At 47.0% G+C, this 21,444-nt stretch carries 20 protein-coding genes; 11 read left to right on the forward strand and 9 right to left on the reverse strand.

Annotation, left to right across the window (positions count from 1 at the left end):
• Positions 1–13: 13 nt before the first annotated feature.
• From N530_RS0112295 to N530_RS0112305, 3 genes are read right to left on the reverse strand one after another with little or no spacing between them, the layout of a single operon-like run.
• A complete protein-coding gene (locus N530_RS0112295) occupies positions 14–811 on the reverse strand; it encodes a nucleoside phosphorylase (protein ID WP_026480924.1) in 798 nt (265 codons plus the stop codon).
• Positions 801–1,568, reverse strand: coding sequence for an ABC transporter permease (locus N530_RS0112300; RefSeq protein WP_202899071.1), 768 nt, complete (start codon positions 1,566–1,568; stop codon positions 801–803). The genes N530_RS0112295 and N530_RS0112300 overlap by 11 nt, the downstream gene beginning before the upstream one ends.
• Positions 1,565–2,311, reverse strand: a complete 747-nt coding sequence (locus N530_RS0112305; protein ID WP_202899072.1) for an ABC transporter ATP-binding protein — start codon at positions 2,309–2,311, stop codon at positions 1,565–1,567. Before N530_RS0112305 ends, N530_RS0112300 begins: the two co-directional genes overlap by 4 nt.
• Before the next feature lie 437 nt (positions 2,312–2,748).
• Between N530_RS0112305 and N530_RS0112310 the strand changes: the two genes are divergently transcribed.
• Positions 2,749–3,693, forward strand: a complete 945-nt coding sequence (locus N530_RS0112310) for a helix-turn-helix domain-containing protein (protein ID WP_202899073.1) — start codon at positions 2,749–2,751, stop codon at positions 3,691–3,693.
• Positions 3,694–3,752: 59 nt separating this feature from the next.
• Here N530_RS0112310 and N530_RS0112315 read toward each other — a convergent pair whose 3' ends face one another.
• On the reverse strand, positions 3,753–4,634 hold the full coding sequence (locus tag N530_RS0112315) for a helix-turn-helix domain-containing protein (RefSeq protein ID WP_026480928.1): 882 nt from the start codon (positions 4,632–4,634) through the stop codon (positions 3,753–3,755).
• Between the two features lie 191 nt (positions 4,635–4,825).
• On the opposite strand from N530_RS0112315, the gene N530_RS0112320 reads away from it, so the two are divergent.
• From N530_RS0112320 to N530_RS0112360, 9 genes are read left to right on the forward strand one after another with little or no spacing between them, the layout of a single operon-like run.
• Entirely contained in the window at positions 4,826–5,854 is a 1,029-nt protein-coding gene (locus tag N530_RS0112320) for a TRAP transporter substrate-binding protein (protein WP_035267107.1), read from the forward strand.
• 25 nt (positions 5,855–5,879) lie between these two features.
• On the forward strand, positions 5,880–6,452 hold the full coding sequence (locus tag N530_RS18085; RefSeq protein ID WP_247869195.1) for a TRAP transporter small permease: 573 nt from the start codon (positions 5,880–5,882) through the stop codon (positions 6,450–6,452).
• A 2-nt stretch (positions 6,453–6,454) separates the two neighbouring features.
• Positions 6,455–7,738: a TRAP transporter large permease gene (locus N530_RS0112330; RefSeq protein ID WP_026480930.1), complete on the forward strand. Its 1,284-nt coding sequence runs from the start codon at positions 6,455–6,457 to the stop codon at positions 7,736–7,738.
• A gap of 11 nt (positions 7,739–7,749) precedes the next feature.
• Positions 7,750–8,592 (forward strand): dihydroorotate dehydrogenase electron transfer subunit, encoded by an 843-nt coding sequence (locus N530_RS18090; RefSeq protein ID WP_081773960.1) that lies wholly within the window; start codon positions 7,750–7,752, stop codon positions 8,590–8,592.
• Positions 8,586–9,530 (forward strand): dihydroorotate dehydrogenase, encoded by a 945-nt coding sequence (locus N530_RS0112340; protein WP_026480931.1) that lies wholly within the window; start codon positions 8,586–8,588, stop codon positions 9,528–9,530. Before N530_RS18090 ends, N530_RS0112340 begins: the two co-directional genes overlap by 7 nt.
• A complete protein-coding gene (locus N530_RS0112345; protein WP_026480932.1) occupies positions 9,527–10,798 on the forward strand; it encodes a Zn-dependent hydrolase in 1,272 nt (423 codons plus the stop codon). The genes N530_RS0112340 and N530_RS0112345 overlap by 4 nt, the downstream gene beginning before the upstream one ends.
• A 2-nt stretch (positions 10,799–10,800) precedes the next feature.
• Complete coding sequence (gene pyrC, locus N530_RS0112350; protein ID WP_026480933.1) at positions 10,801–11,859, forward strand: dihydroorotase; 1,059 nt, start codon at positions 10,801–10,803, stop codon at positions 11,857–11,859.
• A gap of 30 nt (positions 11,860–11,889) precedes the next feature.
• A complete protein-coding gene (locus N530_RS0112355; protein WP_026480934.1) occupies positions 11,890–12,600 on the forward strand; it encodes an orotate phosphoribosyltransferase in 711 nt (236 codons plus the stop codon).
• A gap of 4 nt (positions 12,601–12,604) precedes the next feature.
• On the forward strand, positions 12,605–12,943 hold the full coding sequence (locus N530_RS0112360) for a hypothetical protein (RefSeq protein WP_051540934.1): 339 nt from the start codon (positions 12,605–12,607) through the stop codon (positions 12,941–12,943).
• Positions 12,944–13,390: 447 nt separating this feature from the next.
• Here the strand turns inward: N530_RS0112360 and N530_RS18095 are convergent, their stop codons facing one another.
• The 3 genes from N530_RS18095 to N530_RS0112375 form a co-directional block, all read right to left on the reverse strand.
• Complete coding sequence (locus N530_RS18095; RefSeq protein WP_051540935.1) at positions 13,391–14,101, reverse strand: tyrosine-type recombinase/integrase; 711 nt, start codon at positions 14,099–14,101, stop codon at positions 13,391–13,393.
• A gap of 176 nt (positions 14,102–14,277) precedes the next feature.
• Complete coding sequence (locus tag N530_RS0112370; protein WP_026480936.1) at positions 14,278–15,363, reverse strand: hybrid-cluster NAD(P)-dependent oxidoreductase; 1,086 nt, start codon at positions 15,361–15,363, stop codon at positions 14,278–14,280.
• A 4-nt stretch (positions 15,364–15,367) separates the two neighbouring features.
• Positions 15,368–16,609, reverse strand: coding sequence for an aromatic ring-hydroxylating dioxygenase subunit alpha (locus N530_RS0112375; RefSeq protein WP_026480937.1), 1,242 nt, complete (start codon positions 16,607–16,609; stop codon positions 15,368–15,370).
• 536 nt (positions 16,610–17,145) lie between these two features.
• Here N530_RS0112375 and N530_RS0112385 point away from each other — a divergent pair.
• Positions 17,146–18,141, forward strand: a complete 996-nt coding sequence (locus N530_RS0112385) for an LLM class flavin-dependent oxidoreductase (RefSeq protein ID WP_026480938.1) — start codon at positions 17,146–17,148, stop codon at positions 18,139–18,141.
• A 183-nt stretch (positions 18,142–18,324) separates the two neighbouring features.
• Here N530_RS0112385 and N530_RS0112395 read toward each other — a convergent pair whose 3' ends face one another.
• The gene (locus tag N530_RS0112395) at positions 18,325–20,793 is read right to left on the reverse strand and encodes an extracellular solute-binding protein (RefSeq protein WP_211097900.1); all 2,469 of its coding nucleotides are present in this window, start codon (positions 20,791–20,793) and stop codon (positions 18,325–18,327) included.
• On the reverse strand, positions 20,756–21,433 hold the full coding sequence (locus N530_RS0112400; RefSeq protein WP_026480940.1) for a response regulator transcription factor: 678 nt from the start codon (positions 21,431–21,433) through the stop codon (positions 20,756–20,758). Before N530_RS0112400 ends, N530_RS0112395 begins: the two co-directional genes overlap by 38 nt.
• Positions 21,434–21,444: the final 11 nt, after the last annotated feature.

Here is a 21,444-nt window from a genome sequence, read left to right on the forward strand (position 1 = left end):
TTTTTCTCCTAGTTTACGTTTCAGATTTAAGGGTAAATGTTAAGGCTGATCCCGCGATACATAATAGATTGCGCTGTGTACTCTCGTAATCGACCAACCAATCATTGGTTGCCCGATTGCCGTGCACACCAAGAAGACAGGCCGCCTTTAGGCCCAATCTTTTGCTCACGGACAAAATGACATGGCTTTCCATATCAACGCCGAGAGCGCCTTGTTCGCGAAAGCGATCCAAGTATTTACTTGCCGCGTTCGAAAAGTTTTCCTTGAGAGAAACGGGGCGGTCTTGGCCCAGATAGTAACTATCTGTTGTAGCGACGGTGCCAGCAAAGGAGGTCATACCGTGTTTGTTTGCAGATTGTATTAGCGCCTTGGACAATTCGGTATCTGAGAAGGATTGCGATCCTTTTTCGCCATACAAATCGCCAACACCGGTCATGCCGATCGCGTTTTGAACAACTAAAAAAGACCCTGTCTGTATTTGCGGAACAAGAGCCGACATTCCGCCAATACGAATAACGCGCTTTGCGCCAAGCATACTCAACTCAACTAAAGCGATCTCGGTGGAAGGCCCGCCAATACCGCTTGAACAAATGGACAATGGATGCCCCTTATATGTTCCGGTTATAACCGCAAATTCGCGCTTCCGGCCGAAGCTTATAACGTTATCAAGCATACTTGCCAGCAACTCGACCCTGTCTGGATCGCCTGGAATAAGAACATCCTCCGCCAAATCGCCGGGACCGCAAGGTAAATGAGGCGGCTTACCATTGCTAAATGGCATTAGTGCTGTCGGGTGGAGTTTACTTGTCATTTTGAAGACTCCACGAGAGCATTGTTGTTTCAATTGAATTAAGAAGCGCATGCATCAAAATGCCAAGCAGTGACGTCAACAAAACAGCACCGAAGAGTATGGATGTCTTGTAGGTCGCTGCGGCGAACGTCATCAAATATCCAAGCCCTTGATCGCCGGACATCCATTCAGCTAAAATTGCACCTACGAGCGCTTGAACAGCACCAATTTTGATACCAACAAAGATACCCGGCAACGCGGCAGGTAAATCAATGTGATAAAACCTTTGCCAAGGACGCAATCGTAATAAACGCGCCATATCGTGAAGTCTGCTATCGATACCGCGAAAACCTGCCAATCCGCCAGCAAATACTGGGAAAAATACAAGGCTGAAAATAAGAACAATTTTCGCTGTAATACCCAAACCAAACCAAATAATTATCAAAGGTGCGAGCGCAATTTTCGGCGCAGTCTGCATAACGACAAGCGGCCCTTCTAACGCCTCTCCCAATTTTGGAAGCTTGTAAAAGAGGTAGGCCAATAAGACGCCAACCAAAGTACCAATGGTTAATCCGATTAGAATATTTTTAATCGTGAACAGCAGATGATGCATAAGTTCGCCAGCGATAAGCATCTTCCAGAGTGCTGAACCTACCGATTGAGGCGACGGCAATAAGTAATGAGGCAGTTCCATAGGCCCGCTTGCGTACCACCATGCGGCTAATAGAAGAGATAGCGCTAACCCATATTCACCAAAGGCTTTGAGTTTCGGGATCAACGCTCTCTCTCCCGCATTATCGTTCTTAGCTCAGCGACCAGATCAAGATATTTGGGATCGCGCTTGGTGGCTTCACTGCGTGGCAGGGATATGTCAGCCTTAAATGTTTTGCGCAATCGACCTGGCCTAGCACTCATGACCATCACACGTGTGCCAAGATATGCAGCTTCTTCAACCGAATGGGTGACCAGTAATATAGTCTTGCCTGTTTGCTCCCAAATTCTCAACAGCTCATCATTAAGCGTTTCGCGGGTCATCAAATCAACAGCCGAAAACGGCTCATCCATTAGTAATATTGGAGGGTCATCAGCTAATGCACGTGCGATGGCCGCCCTTTGCCGCATACCACCGGAGAGTTGTTTAGGCAGCGCGTTCTCAAAGCCTGTTAGACCGATTAGCTGGATGAGCTCCGCAACCTTTAGGTCACTGACTGATCTGGGCACGCCGGAAGTATCCAACGGAAAACGGATATTTTCCGCTACAGTTTTCCAAGGCAAAAGAACCGCATCTTGAAAGACGAAACCAACAGGTCTCTTTTTGTCTTTTGAACCTAACTCTATTGAGCCATCAGTTACGGCCTCTAACCCAGAAATCAAACGAAGCAAGGTAGATTTACCGCACCCAGACGGGCCAACGATGGCAATGAACTCACCTTTCTCGATATGCATATCAACTGGCGTCAAAGCGACGACCTTGCCATCGCCTTGTCCAAATGTTTTCGTGACACCTTTAATCTTTATCAAGTCCCGCCCCTTCAAAAACATATTGAGCTAACTTTAAGCGGCCGCGAACTATGTAAACCGCAAGCCATTTTAATTAGTGCGAGCACCAAATAGCGGCACCCCTCAATTCGTTAGATAATGTTAAACCGCATTTAAGTTCATATTTTTGGAGACCTAAAATCTCTTCATTTGTTGAAGCTACGGCACAAAACATCCCAAAGTCAAGAAAAATCCCAATATTGGGATAAGGTCTAAAAACAGAAGAATTTCAGCCATATAGATATCGACTTTACAAATTTCGGAAATTAAACCGTGACTTTCGCAAGAAAAATTAGCTTATTTTATATGAAGGCATCACTTATTGAGTAAATGATGTAAGATCGCCTCATTGGAGCCAACTCAATGAGATACAAATATCAATATCGACAATAATCCCAGCATATGTACAACGTGGAACTTTGGATGATTTACTTACCCATATATCATTCTACCAAACAACAATGGAGCAAGAGATGATCTCTCAATATGAGACCATATTACAGGCAGGCGAAAGGATTAGAGCTCACCGAATAGCAAAAGGTTTATCGCCCGAAGAAGTTGCTTCCAAAACTGGGTTATCTAGGTCTGCAATCTATCGATATGAGGCGGGTCAGCCCATTCGTGTAGATGCATTGGGTAAAATCGCAGACTTATTGGGCATATCATTAGCATCACTGTTTGGCGTTGGATCAGAGTTTATCTCTTCCGCCTTAGTTTTTTACGACAGAATGCATCAACTGGAATCCAACGCGGACCAAATTAGTGTCCTTTTTGGGCCAATCTCCTTTCTTCTGACGACCGACCATTTCGATAGTTGTTTGCGTGACGCTTTATCTGAGAGCGTCCCATATGCCGCAGCCAACAGAAGTAACTTTGACTCTCAGCTGGACCAGATAATCGAAATACTCTTGGCAAGGAAAGAAACCTATCGAAAGCGGCGCCCCAGTATTGTCAGCTTAGTATCTGCCGCGGAGCTTGAACAATTTCTAAGTTTAGGAATCGTCGGAAAACAAGGACTGGAGGGAGAGGAGCTAGCTAGAAGAAAGAACTCAGCGCTGATGGAGGTTGAAAACATTTTGAAAATGCTAGTTGATCAACCAATGGGTGTTCAAATTGGCATTGTAGAAGACTCACTGCCTGGGGCAAGTTTTCAAATTTTTCGAAGTGGTAAATTGGCACAAGTTGCAACAAGCTCTTTTCGCCTCGGACTATATGCAAATGTACGCGTTGGCGTGGCTACAATTACAGCTGCACAAGATTCCGTAGAACTCCACCAAGAGGTTACTGAGGATTTATGGCGAAATAGCTGGAAGGGAAATGACGCGATCAACGCCGTCAAAGAAATATTACAACGGCACAAGTGAACTATTTGCTCACTTATGAGAAGTGGTAATGAACGAGCGGATAGCACTTTTTGCTTCGATTATTTTAGCACGTGCTCTTCTAAATAATCAGCGGCATGCTCGCCTTTCAACGCCCGAGACCATAGCTGGTTCGTAACGGATTGGTACAGCTCTGTTGCATCCGGCGCGGAACTGATTGTCGCCACCCCTAAACGAATATTAGCAAACGCTCCCAATCTAAATGGGCTGACAGCGACAGACTTTTTGTTTGCCTGCTTGAAAATTTGAAGACTCGAGCCCGGCATCGAGTCCAAGACAATTCCAAGCTGGACACCAATTGGTTGATTGCGCAACAATTGTACTATGTTCTGAATTTCGATACGTGCAACTTCCCGCCTTCTGTCTATATCAACGCCAGAAGGGTTATGCATACCCACAAGACCTAATCGCAAGAATTGCGTCAGTTCAGCTGCCGATACTAAGCTGATCACATTAGGCATTCGCTTCTTATAGCTAGCCTTGCGAGCAAATAAAATCTCAATGAGCGTATCGACATCGCCAAGTGCTTGCTCATAATGATCTATGTTACTCGGGATACTTTCTTTCAAAATCTCAGGTAAAAATTCATCGTATAAATCAGTTGTCAGAAGATAAGAGACAGGTCCAAATAAGACCGTTATTTGGTCAACCTTTTCTTCCAGTTGTCTCATACGCTCGAAAAAGCTTATCGCCGACGCGATGTACTCAACTCCTGCACCTAACAAAGATGGCAAAGACACCCCAAGCAATTCAGCGATTTTCACTAACGTGTCGATACGAGCCGGATGACCTGCCTCATACCGGTATATAGCTGCTCGTGATATACCAGAACGATTGGCGAGTTGCTCCGGTGTAAGTCCCGCCCCCAAGCGGAATGCTTTCATACGCTCGCCGATATCTTCAACAGATATACCATGATCCATGTACCGCTCCCCCTAACGTATCGCTCGAATCTGCCTCCCATAATGTAATGGCATTAAGCTGATCTTTTTGCATATTCGTCGCAAGAAGCAAAGTAATTCAACGGAATTCTCAATTATGAGAACATTCTTGACTTTGCGACAAACCTCCCATACCTTCGGCTCCTTCTGCATAAAGTAATAGGGAGATTACAATGAATGCGTTTGGAAGAATCACTAAAATTACACGAAGAGCACTGCTAATTGGCACTGCGGTTGTTTTGACAGCTCCAGCAGGCTGGGCAGCAGATTTTACTGCAAAAATTGGTCACCTCGAATCCGATCAGCAATCTCGACATATTCACCTTGTGAAGGTCGCAGAACTTGTCAAGGAACGTACAGACGGCGCGGTTGAATTCCAAATTTTTCCTTCGGCGCAGCTTGGTAGTCAACGAGAAATGACTGAAGGCGTGCAATTGGGTACACTTGAAGGAACAGTTTCCCCAGCCGCCTTCATCGGTGGGTTCAATCCAGTAGTATCCATTCTAGACATTCCATTTCTTCTCCCGTCGAATGCCGAAGACGCCCAAAAATTGCGCGAAAGCGCCTTTGGAACGTCTCTCTTGGAGTCTTTTTCTACAAAAGGGGTTGTAGGCGTTGCATTGTGGCCCAACGGCATGAAGAACTTCACATCAAACAAACCGCTTGATGATTTGGAGGCGTTTAAAGGCCAAAAATTTCGCACAATGGACTCAAAAATTCTAATTGAACAGTTTGATGCCTTGGGAGCTTCTGCAATAGCTTTGCCATTTGGTGAACTTTACACATCCCTTCAAACGGGTGTTGTTGATGGTCAGGAAAATCCACTCGACACTATTCAGCGGATGAAATTTGATGAAGTGCAAAAGTACCTCGTCATTTCAGAACACGGCGCAATGGAAGATGTCGTAATGTTCAACCCAACATGGTGGAATAGCCTTCCTGATGAGTTTCGCACAATTATCACAACCGCTTTTAATGAAGTGGTGCCTGAACTTACCAGTCATAAAGCAGAGGCCGTTGAGAGTGCTCTCTCTGCGATCAAAGAAGGCGACATTAATGTTCGCGTCGCTTCCGACGATGAGAAGGCTGCACTTAGAGAAATGACTTATGAAAAATCTAAAGCAGCATATCTCGATCGTGCAGGAGACGCAGGCGAAGCTCTGATTGCAGTATACGAAAAAGCATACTCAGAACTCAAATAACCCTGAATGTCATAGATGGGAGCGGTTGAATTCAGCCGCTTTCCATTTGCCGAAAAGTAGCCTCAATCGAACTCAAATAGAGCTGGTGAAAATGCAATATCTACATCGTTTGGAGCGGGTAATACTCGTTTCTACCTTGCTTTCTATGGTGGCATTATTCTCGTTGAACGTGCTTGCGCGCGAAGTTGGCGGCACCTTCGCAAGCCAGTTGGCATGGGTTGATGAGGCCGTTCGCTTAATGAACATCTTTCTCGTTTTCTCGGCACTTGGCCTGGCACTAGAAAAAGGCCGTCATGTTGGTATCGATACTCTGAAAGAGATGTTGCCAAATACGGCAAGAAATACACTCCGTAAAACAGTCGATGCAGTTGGCTGCATATTTTGCGCTTACATGACTTATCTTGCTTATTTGCTCGTTGTGTTTGTTCTAGGCACAGGTCAGAGAAGCCCAACCCTCGATATCCCCATCGGTTGGCTTTACATGGCTCCGATAATGGGTTTCGGCTTATTATCTCTTCGTTATTTTCTAAGCCTTGTCTCTGTTATTAATCGTTATGATTCAAACGAGGAAAACACCTCAACTTTTGAGGGAGCTTAATCATGATTTTTCTGGTTATACTTCTTGCAGTTATCCTGCTTGTTACTGGGTTTGAAATGCTCTTAGTGCTTGGAATTCCTGCACTAGCAACAAAGACTATATTTTATAGCTCAATTCCCGATCTCGTTTTTATTCAAAAAGCAGTAGGTGGTATCAACCATACTACATTGTTAGCGATTCCATTTTTCATTTTTGCAGCACAGCTAATGGGCTCAGGCCAAATTGCTGGTCGCTTAACCGATCTTGTTAAATCTCTAGTGGGGCACAAACGTGGTGGTATGGGATATACTGTCATTGGTGGATCCATGGCTTTCGGTTCTGTTTCTGGCTCTGCTCCAGCTACGGTCGCAGCAATGGGCCGTATGGTCTATCCCCAAATGCGCTCTGTTGGGTTCTCAGAAAAATTCAGCCTTGGATTATTGGTCGCGAGTGCAGAAACTGCATTGCTTATTCCACCTTCCATTACTTTTATTATTTACGGATGGATGACTGGTTCATCGATATCACGCCTTTTTGCAGGCGGTCTTGCTGTTGGTTTGGTTCTAGGATTGGCGTTTGCCGTACTTGTGAAAATCGAGGCTAAACGTTCAGGAGTTCAATCTTTTGAAAAAACATCCGCGTGGGAAAAGCTTCAAGTCGTTCGAGATGCTGGCTGGTCATTGGGCATGCCTGCTATCATTCTTGGCGGCATTTACGCTGGATTTTTCACACCGACCGAAGCAGCAGCAATCAGTGTTGTTTATGCAATTCTGATAGAGTCCTTTGTCTACAAAAACTTGAGCTTCTCCAAGCTTGTCAAGCTAACTGAACAAGCTGCGATCCAAACAGCAACAATATTCATCCTATTGGCTATGGGCGGCGTGTTGGCATATTTTGTTACGCTCGCGCAGGTTCCAACTCAAATTACTGCGTTTTTGGAAGCCATTAATGCAGGCCCAATTTCGTTCCTGCTGGCAGTCAATATCTGCTTCCTAATCGCCGGAATGTTCATTGACCCAAACTCTGCACTCCTTATCCTAGTGCCACCACTTTATCCCGTAGCAATCGCTTTAGGCATCGACCCTATTCATTTTGGTATGATTGTAACGCTCAACATCGGCATGGGCATGATCACTCCACCCTTTGGTCTCGATATTTTCGTTGCCTCATCAACCCTTAACAAGCCTGTACTGAGCATTATCAAAGGTGTTTGGCCTTTCGTTGTGGCCAACATTATCGTCTTGATGATTATCACTTACATACCGTCGATCTCCCTCTTCATCCCGAACCTTATCTTTGGCCAATAGGAGGTCTGATTGTGAATAGCATTATTCTAGACCCAACACCTGAAGTTGAACTGGTGAAACCAATTCATGAAGTCGAATGCACAATCATAAGCAATGAACCAGTAAACGGCGAATATCGTTTATTGGTCCTGGATGCGCCTTTAAAAATTCTTGATTGTGAACCGGGACAATTTTTTCATCTTCGATGTCCTGTCTCTGATTCATTACAGCCCTATTTGCGCCGCCCAATGAGTATCTATGGTTACTACCCAGAAAAGGGTGAGCTTCATTTTCTTTATAAAGTTATCGGTGAAGGAACGTCTGCGATTGCAACATTGAGCGCAGGCGACAGCTTTAATGTACTCGGCCCTCTTGGTCGTGGCTTTGACATCTTGCCTAATTGGCAAAACTTACTGCTTGTAGCGCGGGGTGTCGGACTAGCCACACTAGCCCCTCTTGCGTTGGAGGCACGTCGCCTTGATCGAAAGCTAACGGCTATTTGCAGCGCTCGTTCAGAAAATTTCCTGCTATCGCTCGAATATTTTAAAGAGCTTGGCGTCAACGTCATCCCTCTTACTGATGAAGCTGGAACGTCTAGCACTGAAAACATGCACTCAATTATCGAAGGCCTTATCGCCGATGAAGGCATAGACGCTATTTATACATGCGGTTCAAATCGTATATTGAAACTGCTTCAAACCGTCGGAAAAGTACATAATATCCCTGGTCAAATTGCGCTTGAGCAGCAAATGGCTTGTGGCATCGGTATGTGTCAATGCTGTGTGCGTGCCTTTAGCCGAAACGGCGGCATAGTCAACGAACGCGTCTGTAGAGAAGGACCTGTCTTCGACTTGCAGGAGGCGATCGGATGTTAAATCTCACAACTCAAATTGGGACACTCACCCTTAAAAATCCAATTATGCCAGCCTCGGGGACTTTTTCGGAAGATCTCGCTCAGGTGTTTGATTTGGATGTTCTTGGTGCTCACGTAACGAAGACAATTACTCGGGAAAAACGCAGCGGCAATCCTACACCACGTGTCTGTGAGGTACGTGGGTCAATGCTCAACTCCATCGGCATACCGAGCAAGGGCGTAGAGGCATTTATAGCGGATGTCATTCCATTTTATGCGAAATATGACGCGCCACTAATTGTTAGCATTTCAGCCGGCAGTGTCGACGAATTTGCATCTCTATGTGAGGAAATCAGCGTTCCCGGTGTAGCAGCAATAGAAGTTAATATTTCTTGCCCAAATATCGAGGAAGACGGCAAGGCATTTGCCATGCGTCCTTCAACGACAGAAGCGGTGATACGGAAATTACGAAACGCCACGGATCTTCCACTTTGGGCAAAGCTCACCCCAAATACGGGAGAAACAACAGAAGTGGCAAAGGCAGCTGAAGAAGCCGGTGCGGACGCATTGGTTGTTTCCAATACCCTTCTCGCAATGGCTATCGATATTAATACGAAGCGCCCAAAACTTGGCAATCTTATGGGAGGGCTTTCTGGGCCAGCCTTTAAGCCAATTGCTTTGCGCATGGCATATCAATGCGCAAAGTCGGTTGATATTCCTGTCATTGGTTGCGGCGGCATCTCAACCGTTGAGGATGTTGTGGAATATCTTATCGCCGGTGCTTCTGCAGTCCAAGTTGGCACAGCGACCTTCATAGAACCCCAAATAATGGTAAAAATGCTCCAAGGTTTAGAAAGCTATTTGCAATCCCAAGGTTTGAGCAGCCTTAAGCAATTGATTGGAAGCGTAGACGACGAGGAAGCCTCAGATGGGCTTGTCTTTATGGAGGCCGCTCCATGAATGACACAAATAGCATATATGACAGCGCCCGTGTTGCGACTATACTTCTTAACGATATTGCTCAACTTTCTGCTGATACAGAAGGGGTAAGCCGTCCAGCATATTCTTCTATAGAAACAAAAACGTTAGAATATTTAATAGATTATGCCCGAGCTCAAGGGCTAGATGCTCGCTACGATGCAGGTCAAAACGCTGTATTCTCGCTGCCTGAAGATACAGACGCTGACAAGTTCGTTTTAATCGGCTCTCATGTCGACAGCGTTCCGAGCGGCGGAAATTTTGATGGACTAGCTGGCGTTATAGCAGGAATACTCTGCCTCACAAAAGCAAAGCATCAATGCATACGGTTCGGAAAACCGGTCAAAGTTATTGCGCTGCGCGCTGAAGAAAGCGCTTGGTTTGGGCCATGCTACATTGCCTCAAAAGCTCTTTTAGGCAAACTTCAGAATTCCGAGTTAAGTGCTATTCACAAAGGCGACGGTCGTCAGCTTCATGCGCATATGGCTGATATCGGCATAAATATGAATCGTGTTCGCCTGAACGAACCTCTGATTGATACTAAGGCAATTGAATCCTATATCGAGCTTCATATTGAACAAGGACCACTGCTGGTTGAGAAGGATATACCTGCCGCAGTTGTTTCAGGCATTCGAGGCAATATTCGCTACAGGAAAATAAGATGTACCGGTGAACCTGGTCATTCAGGAGCCGTGCCGCGCGCCTATCGTAAAGATCCTGTTCTTGCTATGGCTGATTTGCTATCGCGCCTTGATGAAAGTTGGCTTACCATTTTGCAAAAAGGCGAAGATCTCGTTCTTACATGCGGCATGGTTGGGACAGATTCAGAAAAACATGCTCTAACTCGTATCCCCGATTTAGTAGACTTTAGTTTGGACTTTCGCAGTCAAAGCACGACAGCACTTGATGCCATTCGTGATTTACTCAAACAAACAATGCAGTCCGTAGAACGTGAGCGGCGCGTCAAGTTTGAACTTGATGCTGAAATGTATACAGCCCCTGCATTATGTGACAGCCAAATGGTTGATGGTCTTTTAGCATCGATGAAAAAGATCAACCTTAAACCTTTCACGATGCCTTCGGGTGGCGGTCATGATGCAGCAGTATTTGCAAATGCAGGAATACCTTCTGCCATGATTTTCGTGCGCAACCGAAATGGGTCGCACAACCCCAAAGAAGCCATGGAGATTTCTGATCTCATTGTTGGCACTGACATTATCTTTAATTACCTAACAGAGATGCGCAAATGAGCATTTCAGAACTCATAATCCGCAAGCCTGATGATTGGCATCTTCACTTACGCGATGGCCAAATGCTTGCCTCTGTTATCGCACATTCAAGCGAAAATTTTGCTCGCGCAATCATCATGCCAAATCTCGTTCCGCCAGTAGTAACAACGGATCAAGCCACGGCTTACCAAAGGCGCATAAAGGCGTGCATTCCATCTGAGCACCAATTCGAACCATTGATGACGCTTTATCTAACAGAAGGTACGGATCCCAATGACGTCGAAGCGGGAGCCAAGTCAGGGCTCATTAAAGCGTTAAAGCTTTACCCCGCTGGAGCCACGACTAATTCTGAAAGCGGTGTACAGAATTTCGAGAATGTCTTGCCTGTCTTAGAACGCATGGCCCAAATTAAGTTACCACTCTTGGTGCACGGAGAGGTGACAAGTGCCGACGTAGATATTTTTGATCGAGAGGCGGTGTTCATTGAGCGCGTTCTTGATCCCATACGAAAAAAAGTTCCAGGACTTCGAGTGATAATGGAACATGTTACAACATCGGATGGTGTCGATTACGTGAGTAGTGGTGGAGACGACATCGCTGCAACAATTACGACCCATCATTTGATTATCAATCGAAATAGCTATTTGGCGGGCGGCATCAGACCGCATTATTATTGTTTGCCTGTCGCCAAACGCGAAAAACATCGTCTTGCACTTAGATCTGCGGCAACTTCGGGGAATTCTAATTTTTTTCTTGGAACAGATTCTGCACCTCATACCAATGGGGCAAAAATTGCAACGTGTGGCTGTGCTGGAATATATACCTCCATCAACACTCTAAACTGCCTCGCTCATATATTTGAAGACGATAAAGCACTCGATAAATTAGAGGCATTTACTTCAATTAATGGCCCCTCTTTTTATCGTTTACCACTAAATGATGAAAAGGTGCGATTCACTAAATCATCAACACCAATCAATTTCCCGAAGAGCTTTTCCGTTCAAAATGATCATGTAACCGTTTTTGATCCAGGATTCGAATTATACTGGCAGCATGAACCCATCAATGCAGAAGAAGTTTGACCAGATGATACCATCCAAAGGAAATGAATAATGCTTACAAGCTCATTCCCCGACCGCGAACTAATTGCAGAATTGACAGCAAAAATGCTTCTCGAAATTGGCGCCGTTCATTTTCGGACAGACAAGCCTTTTATGTTCACCTCGGGTCTAGCTAGTCCGGTCTACATTGACTGCCGAAAACTCATCTCTTATCCGCGAATTCGCAATACTTTGATGGATTTCACGGCGGGTATTGTCATAAGAGACATCGGCTTCGAAAAAATCGATAGTGTCACAGGTGGAGAAACGGCAGGCATACCATTTGCGGCTTGGCTTGCCGACAAGTTGAGTTTGCCAATGCATTACGTTCGCAAAAAACCAAAAGGCTTTGGACGCGACGCGCAGATTGAAGGTAATTCGATTGAAGGTAAACAGGTGTTGCTTGTTGAAGATTTAACAACTGACGGCGGCAGTAAAATTAAATTTTGCGAAGCTATTCGTAAAGCCGGTGCGGAGATTACCGATACCGTTGTCGTATTTTACTATGACATTTTCCCGCAGTCGCGGCAAAACCTCAAGGATATCGGCCTAAATTTGCACTATCTAGCAACATGGCGCGATGTGCTCGCAGTTTGCAAAAAACAAAACTACTTCGACCCTGAAACGCTTAAACAAGTTGAGAGCTTTCTTGATGATCCCCTTGCTTGGTCAGGCGCCAATGGTGGAGCTACTGAAATTTCTGCTTTATATAAAAAGGATTAGTTACATGAATATCTCGGAACTCATGGGTATTATTGAAAGCCAAAACAAAGGCGTGCGGGCATATATTGAATGTGCTCGAATATGCCAGGAACGCATTAATTCCCAATCTGAACAAGCTGCAGCTTACTATCTTTTGAAAATTGCGGCCAATAGGTTCGTTGATGCTTATGACGATCAGCCTTTGGTGAGTACTTTGGCTGACAGCGAATTTTTAAATTTTAAAAGCTATGTTGATCAACTCCATGCCGTTGAGCAGGAAGCTGATCCAGCAATGAAATTGAGCGCTTTGAACGGTGTTGCATCAGAAATTGCTAACCACAAAATTCTGCGATCTGATGTTTAAAAGCTACATCAATGTAGTGATCGAGAAGCGATATTGTGAAAAATGATCTTGTGCGTACCGAACATGACATGCTGGGCGATAGAGAAATCGCATCGCACGTCTTGTTCGGAATTCACACGTTATTGCTTACGGAACGTTCTAATAAACTTAGTTCAGTTGAAATATTTACCTGAGTGTTGATTTTCAGCAAATTTTGACCCATTTATTGATTTGAACCTGTCCCACCTAAACTGGCGCAACTAGTTACGGGTAAAAAGCTTTTCGCGTTGAAGGTGGATCATGACGAAACGGCAAACTGGATCAATCTCATCCGACATTCAATAGTTGGTGGCCAAATTTGTTGAAAACGGCAGCATGGATGGACGAGATTTTTTAAACTGTTCGTCATCAAGCATATATGGACTGACTGCATGTGAAATGTACCAGACAAATGCAATTGCGTAAAACTCATTTATGGGCCCACTCAGCACCCCAAAGCGCCAAGGCTTCGCGCTTTTCATCATGATAGCTATAGAGGTTATAGGTGCCCTGAACACCGCCAACTTCATGCCCTAAAACGCGTTCGATGTGCTCTTGTGGTACTTTTCTTCTCGCTAGCTCCGTAGCAACAGTCCGGCGAATATCGTGATAGGTCCAATCAGAGAAGCCCACTATTCGGTCGATCCTAGTTTTAGCTTTCGAAAACCCTGAAATTGGCTTGTGCCCAGCGGTGGTAGAAAACAAGTGATCCGCGCCTTCGTAAACGGGGAGATCTGACAGAACTTTTGCAATTTCGTCCGTGACAGGAAGTAGCTGTGGGCGTTTTGTTTTTCGAATGGCACCGGGAATCTCAATTGCCGGGACGCCATCTACCTTGGTGAACCACCTCACTTGCATTTTCGCAATTTCATTTCGGCGCTGGCCAGTAAGAATGAGTAGCTTTACGAATGGACCAAATGGGTATCCAATTTCACCAGCAGCACGCCAAATCTTTTCTATTTCTTCTGCACTCAGAACCCGTTCTCGCTGTACATAAACAAGGCTCGGCATTTTGGCGCCCGCCAGCGGGTTTACGGCAATGTACCCGCGATCCGCAGACCAGTTCAAAAATTTGACAAGATGCTTTCTAACTTCACGTGCAATACCTTCACCACGCTTAGCGGTCACGGTATCAAGCAACTGAAAGCATTTACCTCTGTCGACTTCGGAAATCGGCTTCGGAAATTTGCAATGAATAAGCCATGCTAGACCTTTGAAAGGAAGCTATGGTCCCATAGTTGAGGCGCTAAGGAGCACAAATATGAAAAAAATCACTGCTTGATCTTTCGCCAGAACACAAAGGCAAATCAGAAATATTAAACGTCTATTTCGACCGCGCCAATCGGTTTGGAACAACAAGCTAAGATATAACCGCTATCGATATCCTCCTCCGAGATGCCGCCATTATGGACCATGTGCACTTCACCGGATGTTTTGCGGACCTTGCAGGTTCCGCAAACACCAAATGTGCAGCCCGAAGGAATAACGATACCCGCGCCGCGTGCAACAGCAAGAACGGTGTGAGTTTCGTGGCATTCGGCAGTTACTTCAGAGCGAGCAAACTTAACACTTGCGCTAGCGCCTTCATCAGGAACGACATCGTCATGCTCGGGAAGTTGCTCTTCTTTCTTCACCGGAGCCGCGAAGCTCTCTTGGTGGTAGTTTGCCATGTCGTAACCGAGACCAATCAACATCTCACGTACCGCATCCATGAACGGCTCAGGACCGCAGCAATAGACATCCCTTTCCAAATAGTCCCCTGCGATCAAGCCAATCATCAGCTGGTTCAACCGGCCACGTAAACCGGTCCAAACAAGATAAGGATCGTCTTCATTAACAATGAAGGACAACTTGATCGTTGGTACACGCGAGGCCATTTGTTCGAGGCGCTGACGGGCAATGATTTCTTGAGGGCGGTGGGCGCAATGAACGAAGGATATGTCGACGTCAGTGCCGCGATCATAAAGATACGTAGTCATTGAAAGCGACGGCGTGATGCCGGAGCCTGCCGAGATAAACAGGTACTTTTTCTTTTCCTTGCGCGGTAATGTGAAGATGCCCGCCGGCCCCGTTGCTTTGATCTTCATCCCCGGCTGCAAATGATCGAGCATCCAGCGGGTGCCAATACTATCTTTTTGCGCTTTAACCGTGACCGAGATCGTCATCGGCCGCGACGGCGAAGATGAGATCGTGTAGGTTTTCCAGATCGTATTGCCCGCTATTGGAAGCTCTAACGTCAAGAACTGTCCAGGCTCGTAGCGGAACAAGCGGCCAGAAGGTGAAGTGAAACTGAAAGTTGCCGTGTTGGGTGCTTCAGGCACTACCGCACAGCAGACAAGCTGCTCCGCATCTGTCCAAATCTCATTATCACTGAGCACCGTCAGGTCCATATCCACAGCCATCGCGTTATTCGCTCTCAATAAGGGTGTCTTTGCCGATGATCCCGCGCATCATCGTTGTGGCATACCATTCGTTAAACTGAATGTTCCCGCCCTCATGCGTGGGCGAATAGGGACCAGGCTGGTAGGCTGGCGAAAGGATGCCGCGCTGGTTGTTCTCAACGACTTCGCGATCTTCTTCGTTCGTTGCTTCCCAAACTTCGGTCAAGCGTTTGATGTCATAATCTTCACCTTCGACCGCGTCTTTGTGCACCAGCCACTTGGTGCATACCTCGGTTTCCATCGGCCCGATCGGCGTAACTCGAAACAGTAAAATATGATCCGACAGAAAATGGTTCCAACAGGCAGGATATTTGTACATCATCAAAGTCCCGGCATCTTTGAAAGGAACCGTGGAATTGGGCTTTGTTACGGCAACTTTGCCGTCCATAGTGTAGCTTTCCGCATTGGCCAAAAGCGGCGTGCGCACGAACCGCCAGTCGCCAAGCGCCGAATCCAAATAGTTCGACAATATGCCGACCGCCATACACCGCTCGCTGTGTTGTTTTTGCAGCTCATTCAACTCACCGCTTTCATCATTGCCAATGGCACGCGGATCTTCCGGAAACGTGCGGCACAGAGACGCGTGATTTCCAGAGCAGTGGTAGCATTCCCTATTGTTCTCCCAGACCAGCTTCCAATTGCCTTTTTCAATGATCGTGCTCTCATAAGCAACTTTCGAATTTTCGAGATCATGAGGGGCAAGGTAGAGTGCTGCCTGAGCTGCAAACTCTTCAAGTTCAGGCGCATCGTCCGAGAGACAGATGTAAATCATACCGGACACATTCCGGCAGTGAACCTTCTTCAAACCATGTTTGGAGGCATCAAAGTCAGGCCCCATATCGCGCGCCCAGATCAGTTGGCCATCCAGCTCATAGGTCCACTGATGATAGGGACATACCAATTTTGGTCCTGTACCTTTTTTAGCCTTGCACAGAACCGATCCGCGATGGCGGCAGGAATTGTGAAAAGCACGAACCTCGCCGTCATTGCCACGCACGATGACGACCGAGTAGGCGCCAACTTCATGAACCACATAATTGCCTGCCTTCGGTATCTCGCAGGCTGGGATAGAAAAAAGCCATTCTCGATACCAGATCTGTTCCATATCGGACTGGAAGACACCTGGATCACAATACAGATCCTGCGCCAGCGAGTGGGTAGGTTTACGGCGCATCAGCGCGGAAAGAACATCGGACTCACGAAGCATGGCATTCCTCTTGTTTTCGTTCGCTGCACGGCAGAAACAGAGTGACTTTAAAATTGAGAAGAGCGGAGGATCAGCGTTCTGATCTCGGACCCATGAAATATGAATGACATTTATTCGTTCAGCTGGTGCCGCTAATTACGACTTCGCAGATAAAAATTACGACTGTCGTTATGAGCGTGGCCATGTCACGATAATTTTAGACGTGTAAATTTGGGGGGCACTTTCGTAATAGGTGATTGTCACCGCATTTGCGCCATTTGCGGGCTGAACCCAGAAACATGGCATCAGCTGAACCACCGATATCGACGCAGACATGATGAGTTTGCAGCTCTTGTGCTAAACGGTACGCAAAGGCGCTTTTACCACTACTGTGCTTGTCTGTTAAAAATATTCCAGCATGCCAACACTGTTCTGTGCGCGCACTATATCTTGGGGCTTCATTGGTAACAAACGAAAATGGTTCTGCCTAGAAAAGCCATGCTTGACCTTGGAAAGGCAGCTACGGCCACCTAGTTGAGGCGGTAAGGAGCCTAACAATGAATAAATTCTCACTGCTTGATCTTTCGCCAGTCCCCGAAGGCAAATCCGCCGCGGATGCTCTCGCCAATACCGTTGAGCTGGCTAAAGCTGCAGAAGCAGCAGGATATCACCGCTTCTGGTTGGCCGAGCATCACAATATGCCCGGTATTGCGAGCGCAGCAACCGCCGTCGTGATCGGCCATGTGGCAGGTGCGACAAAGACAATGCGCATTGGTGCAGGTGGGATTATGCTACCCAATCACGCGCCTTTAGTGATTGCGGAACAATTCGGCACATTGGCGACATTGTATCCTGATAGGATAGACCTTGGTTTGGGCCGAGCACCCGGAACAGATATGGCAACGGCCCGCGCATTGCGCCGCCATATGGCGCCAGACGACAGTTTTCCGCAGGACGTGCAGGAGCTGATTGGCTATTTAGGTGACACGCCCGATAACGCCAAGGTACGTGCCATTCCTGGTGCTGGAACCCATGTGCCTGTTTGGATTCTCGGATCGAGCCTTTACGGCGCGCAATTGGCGGCACATCTCGGCCTGCCCTATGCCTTCGCCTCACATTTTGCGCCGGATCAACTGGCACAGGCTTTAAAGATTTATCGGGCTTCGTTTCAGCCTTCTGAGCATTTGAAGCAACCTTACGCGATGATGGCGGCAGGTGTTTGCGCAGCAGAAACGGATGCCGAGGCAGAATATCTACGTTCGTCGCAATATCTCGCTTTTGCAAATCTACGCACAGGAAAACCGGGGAAACTGCCGCACCCGACACATGACATTGCATCGCAAATTCCAGCGCCAATTCTTGACGGTGTAAAACATGCGCTGTCCTGCTCAGCGACTGGGTCAGCCGAGACAGTCAAAAACCGATTAGGAAGCCTTATCGACACCTATCAACCGGATGAAATCATGGTCACAGGCATGATCCATGATAGCGCTGCACGCGTGCGGTCATTCCAAATTGCAGCAGGAATATTGGCGGATTTGCGCACGGTGTAGTTTCAGAAGAATCCGTTGCCATTTTGGGCGTTTGCAAAATGAGCTGCAGCCCTCCAATATTCAACGGTTTTGCCGTTACCATCGAAGCGATCTAATGTCTGAATGTCCGGAGTATCAATTCCGCTATCAGATATAATATCATTGCCAGAAAACAAGCTTCCGGCCCACTGCCATACACAGCCACTATTCCGAACTTAATGAAAATGCGCCTTCCCAATTGTCCAAAAAGCGCTGTCGCTTTAACCGGTCAAGATATGTCAGCAATCCGGCGGACAATCTAATCGGCAGAAAAGAAAACTCTTCTTTTTCGCTGTGGCCGTGATTGAGATTTTCGAAATGCACATTCCCATCAATGATCGGTATCATCGCAGGCGCTGTAGAGAGCAGATGTTGACCCTTTACTGACAAAAGAAAATTCACGAATTGCTTGGCAGCTGCCAGATTTTTTGTATCTTTTGAGATGAATGCAGTGCGCGCCATGACCAAATTATAATCATCAAACAGCATCACGCCAATGCGCGGATCTGCTTTCGCGGAAGCCAAAGCATAAGAGCCAAGCAGATTATATGCAAAATCTAATTCACCTTTTGCAATCGCGTTGAGCATGACAACCGTGCAGCAAAACACCCGTGCATCCACACGTCCAAGAGCTTCGGTCATGCGCAAGGCTTCTTGCCCCTGTGCTGCGTCCTGCGTGGCAAAAAGATAACCAATCCCCGATTGCCGCACATCATATGTGCCAACACGGCCCTTCAACTCTGTTTGTTTCTCGCGCAAAAATGTTGCCAGATCGCGGTGCGTGTATGGCAGCTCACTGATGTCGTATCTTTCAGTGGAATAGGCGAGCACGGCTGGCTCAAAGGTAAAGCCGAAAAGTTCTGATCGCCACACGGCCCAATCAGGCAGAGGCGCCGCCGTATAAACAGGCTGCGCAAGGCCGCGATTTACAAGATCAAATTGCAAATCCATTGCTGATGAAATCACAACATCGGCAGCAGTGCTATCCTTCAAAAATGTATCGTGAAGCTCAACGGTTAGAAATTCGCGGTACTCAATTTCGATCGTCGGATTGGCCTTTTCAAAGCCATCAATAACCGGCTGCATGGCTTTTGTATCGGTCGCACTCCAAACTTTTAATACGGTCTGGGCATAGGCATTTTCAGGCAAAGCGATAAAGAACAAAAACAAAGACGCCATCAGCGCTGGAAAACGAAGCAGCGCACTAAGTCCGCCGCGCGCAGCTTTGGACAATATAAATTGCCCATTGTGCGAAATAGCCACCTGATTGACGATTGAAAGTCCCAAACCTGAACCCGCCGTTTTCTGATCAAGCGAATGAAACCGTTTCAACACCGCCTCATAGTCGCTTTCCGGTATCCCCGGCCCCGCATCACTAATCTTGATTTCGATATGAGCATCTTCGCAGCTTAGCAAAACATCAATCTCATTTTTCGGCGGCCCATGGCGCACAGCATTTTCAATAAGATTGCGAAGCGCTTCACGCAGTGAAATTGGATCGCCCGCTATCACACCCCCATTAGCGTCACTGCCCTTGACCTCGAAGCTCAACTCAATTTGGCGCAGGGACGTGTCGCGCAACATTTCCGAAAGCAGCGCACGAATAAGCGGTTCCAGTTTAATCTCTTTCAAAGGTTCATGGTCGGCGCGGTGCGTGACCATTGCATGCGACAAGAGCTGATTTGTCAGCCTGCTTGCTTTTTCCGCCTGACGTTCGGCTAATCGAAGGCGCTTGCGTAGCATAAGTTCACTGTCAGCATCACCGGCAAGCGCAAGCTGCCCTTGTAAAGCGGCCAAAGATGTTCGCGTCTGATGCGCCACATCAGCAATGAAAGTTTCTGATTGCGTGCGTGCACTCGATAGCCGCGACATGAACTCATTGATCGCCTTAATCAGGCTTATGATTTCGCGCGGTGGATCAAGGGTCAGCGGCGATAGATCACTTGGTTCGCGCCAAGCCAGATCTTTTTCAATACTTGCTAAGGGCCGCAAAGCACGCCGAATAGCAAGCCAAACAAAAATCAGACCGATAATCGAAAGAAATGCGAGTCCAGCCACGCCGCTGACAAACAGCTCCCTTGCCTGCGCAGTACGGGCAAACCGAGATTGGCCGATCTGCACATCCACCCATACGGGCCCTGTTATTGTTTGAATGCGCCGTGACTGCAACACGAAGCGAAAAAGCTCGCCGCTAAAGATTTCATCAAAGAAAACCGGATCACTCGAAGGTTTATATTTATCAGGGCGCGGTAGTCCATCCGTTCCAGTCAGTAACCCGCTGCGATGCGAATTGACGGCGTAAAACACACGGTCATCCTTCGCCAGACCAACAATCTCCAATGCCGAATAGGGAATATCAACACCAAGCCCTTCGGTTGTTGTGCCCACACGTTCTAAAATTGATAAGGACGCGCCAGCGAGCAAAAGATCATAGGACCGGTTGGAAGCGCCCTTCGCATAACTCCAAATCAATGTTGCGTTGATGGTCACAAGAACAGCAAATGCTGCAAACATAAGAGACAGTAAGCGCCGCCTAAGTGAAACGTGGCCAGTTGACGTGTCGCTATCGTTTAAAGGCGCTTTATTCTTGTCGAACCTATCCAGCGGCATCATCAATATAGGCCAAATAACCAAGCCCCCTCATGGTTTTGATATTCAAAGATGAGCCCTCAAGCTTTTTGCGCAGGCGCGTAACCGTTTGCTCAACCGCATTCAGACTAGGCGTTTCATCAAATTCATAAAGCCTATTGGCAACCTCTTCCTTGCCAATGACCTTCCCTAAATCCGCGATGAACACTTCGAGCAGTTGCACTTCTCGCGCGCGCAATTCGACATCGCGCCCATTCACCAGCGCGCGCTTTGCACGGTAGTCAAAAACCAACCCGTCGACTTCAAAACGGTTTGACGCAGATCCCGAACGCCGCCGCGCCAACACTCTGCAACGCGCAGACAGTTCGCGAAAATCAAAAGGTTTAATCATGAAATCATCAGCGCCGGCATCAAGCCCAACAACACGGTCATCTATTTGAGAGCGCGCCGTTAGAATAATGACAGGCGTGTCGTCGTTTCGAGACCGCAAGGAGCGCAATATTTCCAAGCCATTGCGACCCGGTAAATTGACATCCAAAATAACCAAATCGAAATTTGTGTGACGCAAAAGTTCGTTGGCTGCCTCGCCATTGGATTCAAGGTCAACAGCGTGCCCTTCGCTGCGTAAGCGATCCAAAATCGCTTCAGCGAGATCATCATTATCTTCGACCAACAACATACGCATGTTGGCAGACT

This window comes from Ahrensia sp. 13_GOM-1096m, assembly GCF_000620605.1.
GTDB lineage: Bacteria > Pseudomonadota > Alphaproteobacteria > Rhizobiales > Rhizobiaceae > Ahrensia > Ahrensia kielensis.